9 protein-coding genes are annotated in these 12,481 nt (G+C 69.7%); 6 read left to right on the plus strand and 3 right to left on the minus strand.

What is annotated here, in order from left to right:
• Positions 1-78: 78 nt before the first annotated feature.
• Positions 79-1,122 (minus strand): LacI family DNA-binding transcriptional regulator, encoded by a 1,044-nt coding sequence (locus AC3XYG_RS07815; protein ID WP_489139249.1) that lies wholly within the window; start codon positions 1,120-1,122, stop codon positions 79-81.
• 551 nt (positions 1,123-1,673) lie between these two features.
• Here AC3XYG_RS07815 and paoA point away from each other — a divergent pair.
• From paoA to paoC, 3 genes are read left to right on the plus strand one after another with little or no spacing between them, the layout of a single operon-like run.
• Positions 1,674-2,321: an aldehyde dehydrogenase iron-sulfur subunit PaoA gene (gene paoA / locus AC3XYG_RS07820; protein WP_489139250.1), complete on the plus strand. Its 648-nt coding sequence runs from the start codon at positions 1,674-1,676 to the stop codon at positions 2,319-2,321.
• Positions 2,318-3,268, plus strand: a complete 951-nt coding sequence (locus AC3XYG_RS07825; RefSeq protein ID WP_489139251.1) for an FAD binding domain-containing protein — start codon at positions 2,318-2,320, stop codon at positions 3,266-3,268. Before paoA ends, AC3XYG_RS07825 begins: the two co-directional genes overlap by 4 nt.
• Before the next feature lie 3 nt (positions 3,269-3,271).
• A complete protein-coding gene (gene paoC, locus AC3XYG_RS07830; protein WP_489139252.1) occupies positions 3,272-5,479 on the plus strand; it encodes an aldehyde oxidoreductase molybdenum-binding subunit PaoC in 2,208 nt (735 codons plus the stop codon).
• 137 nt (positions 5,480-5,616) lie between these two features.
• Here the strand turns inward: paoC and AC3XYG_RS07835 are convergent, their stop codons facing one another.
• Both AC3XYG_RS07835 and purB read right to left on the minus strand, forming a co-directional pair.
• The gene (locus AC3XYG_RS07835; RefSeq protein WP_489139253.1) at positions 5,617-6,768 is read right to left on the minus strand and encodes a trans-sulfuration enzyme family protein; all 1,152 of its coding nucleotides are present in this window, start codon (positions 6,766-6,768) and stop codon (positions 5,617-5,619) included.
• Between the two features lie 21 nt (positions 6,769-6,789).
• On the minus strand, positions 6,790-8,085 hold the full coding sequence (purB, locus tag AC3XYG_RS07840; RefSeq protein WP_489139254.1) for an adenylosuccinate lyase: 1,296 nt from the start codon (positions 8,083-8,085) through the stop codon (positions 6,790-6,792).
• A 324-nt stretch (positions 8,086-8,409) separates the two neighbouring features.
• On the opposite strand from purB, the gene AC3XYG_RS07845 reads away from it, so the two are divergent.
• The 3 genes from AC3XYG_RS07845 (at position 8,410) to AC3XYG_RS07855 (ending at position 12,349) form a co-directional block, all read left to right on the plus strand.
• Entirely contained in the window at positions 8,410-9,042 is a 633-nt protein-coding gene (locus AC3XYG_RS07845) for an FMN-binding negative transcriptional regulator (protein WP_489139255.1), read from the plus strand.
• Between the two features lie 142 nt (positions 9,043-9,184).
• Positions 9,185-10,981, plus strand: coding sequence for an NAD(P)/FAD-dependent oxidoreductase (locus AC3XYG_RS07850; protein WP_489139256.1), 1,797 nt, complete (start codon positions 9,185-9,187; stop codon positions 10,979-10,981).
• A 99-nt stretch (positions 10,982-11,080) separates the two neighbouring features.
• Positions 11,081-12,349, plus strand: coding sequence for an NAD(P)/FAD-dependent oxidoreductase (locus AC3XYG_RS07855; RefSeq protein ID WP_489139257.1), 1,269 nt, complete (start codon positions 11,081-11,083; stop codon positions 12,347-12,349).
• The last annotated feature ends 132 nt before the right edge of the window (positions 12,350-12,481 follow it).

Genomic DNA, 12,481 nt, shown 5'->3' on the forward strand with positions numbered 1-12,481 from the left:
CTCCCGGATGGGGGTGATGGGCGGCGGCTTGTGCCGTCTTGCTGGTGGCTGCCGAGGCAGCGGAACGCGTGGGACCGGTTACGGTCTTCGGGCGGTCGAGCCCCGTTCGACGATCTCGAAGCCGACATCGTCGACCGCGGCGGGGCGGCTGCCGGCTTCGGCGGCCAGCAGGCGCAGCAGCAGCCCGCCGACCCGGCGGCCGATACCCTCCGCATCGATCCGGATGGTCGTCATCGCCGGCACGCACTGGCTGCCGATCTCGAAATCGCCGAAGCCCATCACCGACAGGTCGCCCGGCACGGCGATGCCGCGGCGCTGGCATTCCATCAGCGCGCCGAAGGCGGCGAGGTCGGAGATCGCGAACACGGCGTCCAGCGGCCCGGCGGTGTCGAGCAGATGGGCCATGGCTTCGGCGCCGCCGGAAAAGGACAGGGGCACGTCGCCACGCTGGACGATGCGGCCGGTCGACAGCCCGGCCTCGCGCAGCACCTCGGTGAATCCGGTCAGCCGGGCCTCGCCGCGGAAATCATGGGTGTCGTCGCCGGTCATCGGGCCGATCGCGCCGATGCGGCGGTGGCCCAGCGCGATCAGGTGCCGCGCCGCGGCCCGGCCGGTGTCGATGTTGGAGAAGCCGACGGCGCGGTCGATCGGCGCCGCAGCCCCGCAATCCCAGATCTCGACCACCGGGATGCCGGCGCCGCGCAGCATCGCCCGGGCTGCCGCGGTGTGGTGCATCCCGGCCAGCACGATCGCCTCCGGCCGCCGCTCCAGCATCGCCCGGATCAGTGCTTCCTCGTCGCTCATGCGGTAGCGGGTGTAGCCGATCAGCAGCTGATAGCCGGTCCGGCGCAGCGCCTCGGTCAGGCCGTGGGCGGTGTCGGCGAAGTTGGAATTGGTCAGGGTCGGCACGATGGTGGCGATGAAGCCGGTGCGGCGCGACGACAGGCTGGCGGCGACCTTGTCCTCGACATAGCCCAGCCGGTCCATCGCCGCCCTGATGCGCTCCCGCGTTTCCGGCAGCACCCGGGCGCTGCCGGCCTGGACGCGGGACACGGTCATCGGCGAGACCCCGGCCAGGCGCGCGACATCGCGCATGGTCGGCCGCAGGGAACGCTTGGGCATGGAGGAACTCTCGATCGGCGCGGCATCAGTCCGATGCCGGGCGCGCCGCCTGGAAAGAGGGAGGCTTGGACGAGGAGGCCGCGGATCGGCACGGCGGGCCGCAAGACTGCGCATGGCTCAGGGCCGGATGCGGCGGTCGGTCGGGCGGATTCGATCGGCGACAGGCACGTCGGTGGTCCTCCCCATGACCCGAAGGCTTTTGTCCTTCTTATTGATGTGACCGGTAACATGGATGCGTGCAAACAGGCAAGTGCGATGCGTCGGCGGCCGTGTGACGCCTGTTGAGCGCAGGCGCGGTGAAAGCGCCCCTGCGCGGCCGCTGCCCGCGAATGGATGTGCAAATCCGCGCATCACCGGATGGTGGATCGTTCCACGCCATTGGAACTCCGACAGGCCCCGGGGCATTGGCACAGGACAGGGGTATTGCGATTCCGGCATCGCTTGCCCATCGCTCCCCGGCTTGCCGATCAGACATTCGAAGCCGATGGCCGACAGCCTCGCCCAAGACGAAGGCGGGCGCCAAAGGCGGCATATGACCGGCCAGGAACAGATTGGGATACGACATGCCAGATTCATCCGAACTCGCGATCACGCGGCGCGGCCTGATGATCGGGACTGCTGCGTCCGTGGCCGTCACGACGGCCCCGATCGTTGCCGACGCGCAGGCAGGCGTTGCCGAAGCACCCGTCCTGTCGACGCTGTCCGTCACCGTGAATGGCAAGGTCCGGCAGCTCGAGCTGGACACCCGGACCACGCTGCTCGACGCGCTGCGCGAACACCTGCATCTCACAGGGACCAAGAAGGGCTGCGATCACGGGCAGTGCGGCGCCTGCACTGTGATCGTCGAAGGGCGGCGCATCAATTCGTGCCTGACGCTGGGGATCATGCATGACGGCGACAGCGTCACCACCATCGAAGGGCTGGGTACGGCCGACGCACAGCACCCGATGCAGGCCGCCTTCGTCCGGCACGACGGCTATCAGTGCGGCTACTGTACCCCCGGGCAGATCTGCTCGGCCGTGGCGATGCTGGACGAGATCGAGGACGGGATCCCGAGCCACGTCACCGCCGATCTCACCGCGCAGCCCCGGCTGACCGAGGCCGAGCTGCGCGAGCGGATGAGCGGCAACATCTGCCGCTGCGGCGCCTACTCCAACATCGTCGACGCGATTACGGACGTGGCGGGGAGGCAGGCATGAGAGCCTTCACCTATGAGCGGGCGCGTTCGCCGGCCGACGCCGCGGCGGCGGTCTTGCACAGCCGAGGCGCCAAGTTCATCGCCGGCGGCACCAACCTGCTCGACCTGATGAAGCTCGAGATCGAGACGCCGACGCACCTGATTGACGTGAATGGCCTCGACCTCGACAAAGTCGAAGCGACGCCGGAGGGCGGATTGCGGATCGGCGCATTGGTCCGCAACACGGATCTAGCCGCTGACGCGCGCGTCCGGCGCGACTACGGCCTGCTGTCTCGGGCGCTGCTCGCGGGCGCCTCGGGCCAGTTGCGCAACAAGGCCACGACCGCAGGCAACCTGCTGCAGCGCACGCGCTGCCCCTATTTCTACGACACCAACCAGCCCTGCAACAAACGCCGGCCCGGCAGCGGCTGCGCCGCGATCGGCGGCGTCAGCCGCCAATTGGGCGTGGTCGGGACGAGTGATGTCTGCATCGCGACCCACCCGAGCGACATGGCCGTGGCGATGCGCGTGCTGGATGCCGTGGTCGAGACAGTGGCGCCGGGCGGTGTGACGCGGCGCATTCCGATCGCCGACTTCCACCGCCTGCCGGGCGATACTCCGGAGATCGAGACGGCGCTGGAATCCGGCGAACTGATCACCGCGGTCACGCTGCCGAAGCCGCTCGGGGGCCGGCAGATCTACCACAAGGTGCGTGACCGCGCGTCCTATGCCTTCGCGCTGGTTTCGGTCGGTGTGATCGTGCAGCCCGACGGCACCGGCCGGGTCGCGCTGGGCGGGGTGGCGCCCAGGCCGTGGCGTATCGAGGCGGCGGAGGCCGATTTGCCACGCGGGGCCAAGGCCGTGACCGAGCAACTGCTGGCCGATGCCAGGCCGACCCCGGAGAATGCGTTCAAGCTGCCGCTGGTGGAGCGCACGCTCGCCGCGCTGCTGGCCGAAGCGAGGGCCTGAGCCATGAAATTCGACACCCCCGCCACCATCAATCCGATCGACCAGCTGAAGGTGATCGGCCGGCCGACCGACCGGATCGACGGCCCGCTCAAGACCTCCGGCACCGCGCCCTATGCCTTCGAGCGGCACGATGCCGTGGCGGACCCCGCCTATGGCTACGTGGTCGGATCGGCGATCGCCAAGGGCCGGATCGCGTCGATGGACCTGGCCGCCGCCCGCGCGGCGCCCGGCGTGCTCGCCATCGTCACGGCGGACAATGCCGGCACGCTCGGCAAGGGCGACTACAACACCGCCAGGCTGCTCGGCGGCCCGGAGATCGCGCACTATCACCAGGCCGTCGCGGTGGTCGTCGCCGAGACCTTCGAGCAGGCCCGCGCCGCCGCGCAACTTGTCCGCGTCGACTATGTGAAGGCCGACGGTGCCTTCGACCTGGCCGCCGCCAAGGACGCCGCCTTCATGCCGCCGCCGACCCTCGGCAGCCCGGCTGACACGGCCATCGGCGATTTCGCCGGTGCCTTCGCCGCATCGCCGGTGCAGCTTGACGCCACTTACAGCACGCCCGATCAAGGGCACGCGATGATTGAGCCGCACGCCTCGACCGCCGCCTGGAACGGCGACAGGCTCACGCTCTGGACCTCGAACCAGATGATCGCCTGGGGCGTCGGGGATGTGGCGAAAACGCTCGGCATCGCCAAGGATAATGTCCGCCTGATCTCGCCCTTCATCGGCGGCGGCTTCGGCGGAAAGTTGTTCGTTCGGTCCGACGCGTTGCTCGCGGCCCTCGGGGCGCGTGCCGCCGGCCGGCCGGTGAAGGTGACGCTGCAGCGTCCGCTCATCTTCAACAACACCACGCATCGTCCGGCGACGATCCAGCGCATCCGCATCGGCGCGGATCGGGATGGGAAGATCACCGCGATCGGCCACGAAAGCTGGTCCGGCAATCTGCCCGAGGGCACGCCGGAGACCGCGGTCAACCAGACGCGGCTGCTCTATGCCGGCGCTGCCAGGATGACGGCGACGCGGCTGGCAGTGCTCGACCTGCCCGAGGGCAATGCCATGCGCGCACCGGGTGAGGCGCCGGGACTGATGGCGCTGGAGATCGCCATGGACGAGATGGCCGAGAAGCTGGGCCTCGACCCGGTCGAATTCCGCATCCGCAACGACACCCAGGTCGATCCGGAAAAGCCCGAGCGGCCCTACTCGCAGCGCAGCCTCATTCAATGCCTGCGCATCGGTGCGGATCGTTTCGGCTGGGGCCGGCGCAACCCGCAGCCCGGCTCGACGCGCGCAGGGCGCTGGCTGATCGGCACGGGCGTCGCCGCCGCATTCCGCAACAACCTGCTGACGAAATCCGGCGCCCGTGTCCGGCTCGACCATCGCGGCGACGTAACGGTCGAGACCGACATGACCGACATCGGCACCGGCAGCTACACCATCATCGCCCAGACAGCGGCCGAGATGATGGGGGTGCCGCTCGACAAGGTGGTCGTCCGCCTAGGGGACTCCAGCTTCCCGGTGTCCTGCGGCTCAGGCGGACAATTCGGCGCCAACAACGCGACCTCAGGCGTCTATGCGGCCTGTATCAAACTGCGCGAGGCCGTGGCGCAGCGGCTCGGCTTCAACGCCACCGAGGCGGTCTTCGCCGGTGCCCAGGTGCGCGCCGGCAATCGCAGCCTGCCGCTGGCCCAGGCGGCGGGGGAGGGCGAACTGGTCGCCGAGGATTCCATCGAATATGGCGACCTCGACAAGACGCACCAGCAATCGACCTTCGGCGCGCATTTCGTCGAGACGGCGGTGGACGCCGCCACCGGCGAGATCCGGGTCCGGCGCATGCTGGCGGTGTGCGCCGCCGGCCGCATCCTCAACCCGAAATCGGCGCGCAGCCAGGTGATCGGGGCGATGACCATGGGCGTGGGCGCGGCGCTGATGGAGGAGCTGGCGGTAGACACGCGCCGCGGCTTCTTCGTCAACCACGACCTCGCGGGCTACGAGGTGCCGGTCCATGCCGACATCCCGCATCAGGACGTGATTTTCCTCGACGAAACCGACCCGATGTCGTCGCCGATGAAGGCCAAGGGGGTCGGCGAACTTGGCATCTGCGGCGTCGGTGCGGCCGTCGCCAACGCAGTCTACAACGCCACTGGTGTGCGCGTGCGCGACTATCCGGTCACGCTGGACAAGCTCCTGGACCATCTGCCGAAGGTCGCATGATCCGAGGGGAGGGCGCACGCCGATCCGCTCACACCATTTGCGGTATCGGCGACATCCGCTCGGCGACATCGTGACGGCAGCGCGACCCGGAAGGCGGCAAGGCAATCGGCGTTGCGGTCATCAAGCCTTCGGCCGCTCTACCCCGCTGCGGCCTGCAGCGCCTGTTCCAGGTCGGCGATCAGATCGGCCGGGTCTTCCAGGCCGGCGGACAGGCGCAGCAGGTCGCCCGGCACCGGGCTGCTCGGGCCTTCGATGCTGGAGCGATGCTCGATCAGGCTCTCGACCCCGCCCAGCGAGGTGGCGCGCTTCCACAGCTCGACCTTCGCGGCGGTGGCGATCGCCGCCTCGGTGCCGCCGGCGACGCGAATCGACAGCATGCCGCCGAAACCGCCCCGCATCTGCCGCGCCGCGATGGCATGGCCGGCGGCGCTGGGCAGGCCAGGATACAGCACGGCCGAGACCCGCGGATGGCCGTGGAAATGCTCGGCGATGGCCATGGCGGTGGCGCAGGCTTGCCGCACCCGTGGCACCAGCGTGCGCATGCCGCGCAGCAGCAGCCAGGCTTCGAACGGCCCCAGGATGGCGCCGAGCTGGGCGCGGTTGCGCTTGATCCGCTGCCACTGCTCGTCATCGCGAGCAGTGGCCACGGCGCCGGCGATCACGTCGGAATGGCCGTTCAAATACTTGGTCGCCGAATGCATCACCAGATCGGCACCCAGCGCCAGCGGCCGGGTCAGGATCGGCGTCGACACGGTGGAATCGACCGCCACCCGGGCGCCGGCGGCATGCGCCGCCTCGGCCACCGCGGCGATGTCGGTCACGGTCCACATCGGGTTGGACGGGGTCTCCAGCCAGATCAGCTTCGTCTCGCCGGGCCGCAGCGCGGCGCGGACGGCGTCGAGGTCGCTGGTGTCGACCAGTTCGACCTTCAGGCCCCAGCGGGTCGCCTCGGTCAGCAGCCAGTTGCGCAGCGACCAGTACATCACGGTCGGCACCAGCACATGGTCGCCCGGCGCCAGCGACAGGAACACCGCGGTCGCCGCCGCCATGCCGGAGGCGAAGACGGCCGCACCGGCCGCGCCTTCCAGCGCCGCCAGCACCGCCTCGGCCTGGTCGTAGCTCGGGTTGTTGTCCCGGGCGTAGATCCGGCCCGAGGTGTACTGGTTGTCCGGATCGCGGATATAGGTGGAGGAGGGGTGGATCGCCGGGGTCACCGCCTTGGTGATCGGGTCGACCCAGCCCAGCGCCTGCGCCGCGATGCTGGCCTGTGAAAGCTTGCTCTTGTCCATCGTCCCGCCCCCCGGCAGTGGTTACGCCGCGAAGACGCGGGTGAAGATGTCGTCGACGTGCTTGGTGTAGAAATCATAGCTGAATGCGTGCGCCAGCTCGTCGCGCGGGATCGCCTTCGCCACCTCCGGGTCGGCCGCCAGCCGGTCCAGGAAGCTGCCGCCCTCGTGCCACACCTTCATGGCGTTGCGCTGGACCATGGCATAGGCGGTCTCGCGGCTGACGCCGGCCTGGGTCAGGGCCAGCAGCACGCGCTGCGAGAACACCAGGCCGCCCAGCGAATCCAGGTTGGCCTGCATCCGCTCGGGGTAGACCAGCAGCTTGTCGACCACGCCGGTCAGGCGCGACAGGGCGAAGTCCAGCGCGATGGTGGCATCCGGCCCCTGCACCCGTTCGACCGAGGAATGGCTGATGTCGCGCTCATGCCACAGCGCCACATTCTCCAGCGCCGGCACCACGGCGGCGCGGACCAGCCGGGCGATGCCGGTCAGGTTCTCGGTCAGCACCGGGTTGCGCTTGTGCGGCATCGCCGACGAGCCCTTCTGGCCCGGATGGAAGAACTCCTCCGCCTCGCGCACTTCGGTGCGCTGCAGGTGCCGGATCTCGATGGCCAAATGCTCGATCGAGGAGGCGACGACGCCGAACACCGAGAACACCATGGCGTGGCGGTCGCGCGGGATCACCTGGGTCGACACCGGCTCGACCGCCAGGCCCAGCTTGTCGGCGACATAGCGTTCGACGAAGGGATCGACCGAGGCGAAGGTGCCGACCGGCCCGGAAATGGCGCAGGTCGCGATCTCCGCGCGCGCCGCCACCAGCCGGTCGCGGTTGCGGCGGAAGGCGGCCCAGTGGCTGGCCAGCTTCAGGCCGAAGGTGGTCGGCTCGGCGTGGATGCCGTGGCTGCGGCCGACGGTCAGGGTGTGGCGGTGTTCTTCCGCCCGGCGCTGCAGCGCGGCCAGCAGGCCGTCGACATCGGCCAGCAGCAGGTCGATCGCCTGGGTCAGCTGGATCGCCAGCGTGGTGTCCAGCACGTCGGACGAGGTCATGCCCTGGTGGACGAAGCGCGCCTCGGGCCCGACGTATTCCGCCAGGTTGGTCAGGAAGGCGATGACGTCGTGCCGGGTCTCGCGCTCGATCTCATCGATCCGGGCAACGTCGAAATTGCCGCGCTCGCGCACCGCCTTGACCGCGCTCTCCGGCACGATGCCCAGCTGGGACATCGCCTCCAGCGCCGCGACCTCGATGTCCAGCCAGATCCGGTAGCGGTTCTCGGGCTCCCAGATCCGGGTCATCTCGGGGCGGCTGTAGCGCGGGATCATCGGCGTGGTCCGTACAGGGGATGGATGGTCGGGGGACGGGTCTTCTTTTCCTTGTCATTGCCGGGCTTGACCCGGCAATCCAAAAGATGTCGACAGCCTCTGGATGCCCGGGTCAAGCCCGGGCATGACAGTTTGAGAGAGACCTGTCCCGATACTCTGGCCGGGTATAGCAGCATGCTGCGGCAGGGCGGAAGCGCAGGGCCTGCATGCCGCCGGTGCGTCGCTGCCGGAATTGGTTCGGCGATTCCGTTCGGATTGGCCCTACCGGAAGGTCCGATTCCTTGCCATCTCTCTATCCTCCGCACTGCTGCCTTGGTCATTGCCATGTATGTTCCGCCCGCCTTCCGGGAAGACCGGATCGAAACCCTGCACGACGCCATCCGCCAGTCCGGCCTGGCGACGCTGGTCACCCTGCGTGCCGATGGGCTGATCGCCAGCCATGTGCCGATGCTGCTGGACCCGGAGGCGGGGCCCTACGGCACGCTGCACGGCCATCTCGCCAAGGCCAATCCGCAGGCGTCGCCCGGGGTCGCCGATGTCCAGGCGCTGGCGATCTTCCAGGGGCTGGATGCCTACATCACCCCGTCCTGGTATGAGACCAAGCGCCAGACCGGCAAGGTGGTGCCGACCTGGAACTATGTCGCGATCCACGCCACCGGGCCGCTCGAACTCTACGACGATGCCGACCGGCTGCTCGCTTTGGTGACGCGGCTGACCGAACGGCATGAAGGCGGCCGGGCCGCGCCCTGGGCCGTGGCGGATGCGCCGGCCGATTTCGTCCGCGGCCAGCTCAAGGGCATCATCGGCTTCGCCCTGCCGATCGCCCGCCTCGAGGGCAAGTGGAAGATGAGCCAGAACCGCCCGCCGGCCGACCGCGCCGGCGTGGTCGAAGGCCTGAGCGCCGAGGATCGCGGCGATGTCGCGGCTTTGGTTCTCGGAGGCGACAAGGATCGCTGAACCGGTCCGCCGGCGCCACCCGCGCCGGCGTATGGCGACGATAGGACAGCGGTTACCGTCGCAACTCACGAGGACATGAGCGGGTAATCCGCGGGGCCTAATCCAGGGCAAGTTTCTGTCGCAAACGCGAAAGATCTTGCCCATGGCCTCGATGATGACCGCTGCGCCGGATCAGCAGCTGGCGCTCTGGCTGTCGGAATTCGACAGCGCTCTCAGCCGCGGCGACATCGCCGCCGCCACCGACCTGTTCCTGCCGGACGGGTTCTGGCGCGATGTCGTCGCCTTCACCTGGAACATCCACACCGCCGAAGGCCGCGACGCTATCCGCGGCCTGCTGGAGGGCTGCCTCGCCGGCACCGCGCCCAGCGGCTGGGCCGCTTCCGGCCCCGCCCGCCTGGCCGACGGCGTGGTCGAGGCGACGCTGACCTTCGAGACCGCGGGGGCGCGAGGCCAAGCCGTGGTCCGGCTCAAGGACGGCCGCTGCTGGACCCTGCTGACCACGATGACCGAGTTGAAGGGGCATGAGGAGGCGGTCGGCCTCCGCCGGCCCCGGGGCATGCCGGAGGCCTACAGCCCGGGCCGGCCGTCCTGGCGGATGAACCGGGACCGCGAGGCGGCGGAACTTGGTGTCAATCATCAGCCCTATTGCCTGGTCGTCGGCGCCGGCCATGCCGGGCTGGCGCTCGGTGCCCGGCTGAAGCGCCTGGGCGTGCCGACGCTGCTGGTCGACAGGCAGGACCGGCCGTCCGACACCTGGCGCCACCGCTACGAGGCGCTGATGCTGCATTCGCCGGTGCGGTTCGACGAGATGCCGTACATGGCCTATCCCGAGAGCTGGCCGGTGTTTCGGTCCAAGGACCAGATGGCCGACTGGCTGGACGCCTATGCCAGGCTGATGGAGCTCGACATCTGGACCGGGGCGGAGTGCCGCAGCGCCGTCTATGACGGCCAGTGCCAGGAATGGCGGGTCGAGATCCAGCGCGGCGGCCAGGTCCAGACGCTCCGGCCCCGGCACCTGGTCTTCGCCAGCGGCCTGACCGGGACGCCGAGCCTGCCGCGCTATCCTGGTATGGAGATTTTCCGGGGCGAGCAGCATCACGCTGCCGCCCATCATGGCGGCCCCGCCTACAAGGGCAAGCGCTGCGTCGCGGTTGGCGCCAGCACCTCGGCGCACGACATCGCCGCGGCGCTGTGGGAGGCCGGGGCGCATGTCACCATGGTGCAGCGCTCGCCCACCATCGTCGCCCGCCTCGGCCGGATGATCGACGTCATCGCCGCCTCCTATTCCGACGAGGCGGTGGCGCAGGGCATCACCACCGACAAGGCCGACCTGCTGTTCGCCTCGCTGCCGCTCAAGCTGCTGACCCGGCGCTGGGTGGCGGCCACGGCGGCGATCCGGCAGCAGGATGCGGATTTCTACGACCGCCTCGAACAGGCCGGGTTCCTGTTGACGGATGGCGAGGACGGCTCCGGCCTGCTGCCGCAGCTGCTGCGCCGCGCCTCCGGCACCTATATCGATGTCGGGGCGTCTGAGCTGATCGCCGACGGCCGGATCGGGCTGCGGGCGGGGGTCGAGGTCCAGGAGGTGCGCGAGCACGGCCTGGTGCTCAGCGACGGCAGCGAACTGCCGGCCGATGTGATCGTCTACGCCACCGGCTTCGTGCCGATGGCCGACGCGGCCGCGCGGATCCTGTCCGACGGCGTGATGCAGGCGGTGGGGCCGATCTACGGCCCCGGCTCCGGCGTTCGCGGCGACCCCGGGCCGTGGGAGGGCGAGCAGCGCGGCCTGTGGAAGCCGACCGGGCAGAATGCGCTGTGGTTCCATGGCGGCAACCTCAACGCCTCGCGCTTCTACTCCCGCGCCCTGGCGCTGCAGATCAAGGCGCGGCATGCCGGCCTGCCGACCCCGGTGCACGCGCCGGGGCACCAAGCCGCCTGACGAAAAGGCCGCGGATCAATCCAAGCGGCCCGCCGTTACCCTTGCGTGCTGCACCGCGATATCCCACGGTGTGCGGCAAGTTCAGCGGCGAGGATCATCATGGCCGAACCCCAGGCACGCCATCGCGTCGTCATCATCGGCGCCGGCTTCGGCGGGCTGCAGGCGGTGCTGCGGCTGAAGGGGGCGCCGGTCGACATCACCCTGATCGACCGGCGCAACCACCATCTGTTCCAGCCGCTCTTGTACCAGGTCGCCACCGCGTCGCTGTCGCCGTCGGAGATTGCCTGGCCGATCCGGCACCTGGTGGCCGGACGCCCGGAGGTGCGGACCATCCTGGGCGAGGTCACCGGCGTCGACGTCGCCGGCAAGGCGGTGCAGCTACGCGGCGAACCGCCGGTGCCCTATGACACGCTGCTGGTGGCCACCGGCGCCCGGCATGCCTATTTCGGCCATGACGACTGGGAGCCCTTCGCCCCCGGGCTGAAGGACATCGACGACGCCACCGACATCCGGCGGCGGGTGCTGATGTCGTTCGAGCGGGCGGAGGTCGAGCCCGATCCGGCGGTGCGCAAGGCGCTGCTGACCTTCGTCATCGTCGGCGCCGGGCCGACCGGGGTGGAGCTGGCCGGCACCATCGCCGAGCTGGCGCACCAGACCATGGCCAAGGATTTCCGGGCGCTGAACCCGAAGGAGGCCCGCATCCTGCTGGTCGAGGCCGGGCCGCGGGTGCTGGCCGCTTTCCCCGAGGACCTGTCGACCTATGCCAGGCAGGCGCTGGAGCGGCTGGGGGCTGAGATTCGCACCGATCACGCCGTCACCGCCTGCGACGCCGGCGGCGTGATGCTGGGGAGCGACCGGATTCCGGCCAAGACCGTGATCTGGGCCGCCGGTGTCCAGGCCTCGCCGGCCGCCGCCTGGCTGGGGGCGGAGGCGGACCGCGCCGGCCGGGTCATGGTGGCGCCCGACCTGACCGTGCCGGGGCATCCGGAGATCTTCGTGGTCGGCGACACCGCCCGGCTCGACGTCTGGGACGGCAAGCCGCTGCCCGGCATCGCCCCGGCCGCCAAGCAGCAGGGCCAGCACGTCGCCGACACCATCCGGGCCCGGCTGGAGGGCAAATCCGAAACGCGGCCGTTCCGCTACAAGCATGCCGGCAGCCTGGCCACGATCGGCAAGCGCGCCGCGGTGATCGATTTCGGCTGGATCAAGCTGCGCGGCTGGCTGGCGTGGTGGATCTGGGGCTTCGCCCACATCTACTTCCTGATCGGCCTGCGCAACCGCCTGACCGTGGCGCTCAGTTGGCTGTGGATCTACACCACCGGCCAGCGCAGCGCCCGGCTGATCACCGGGCGCCACAAGGAAGAATAGGGGGCAGGGGCCAGACCTTTGCGTGGCCTCTGCCGCTTGCGGGACCTTTTCAGAATTCGACCATCTTTAATCGGCTCCTGCTTTCCACTCTCCCCCTCCCCCCGCGGGAGGGGGTCGGGGGCGGGGGCGTCG

The organism is Inquilinus sp., from assembly GCF_057815775.1.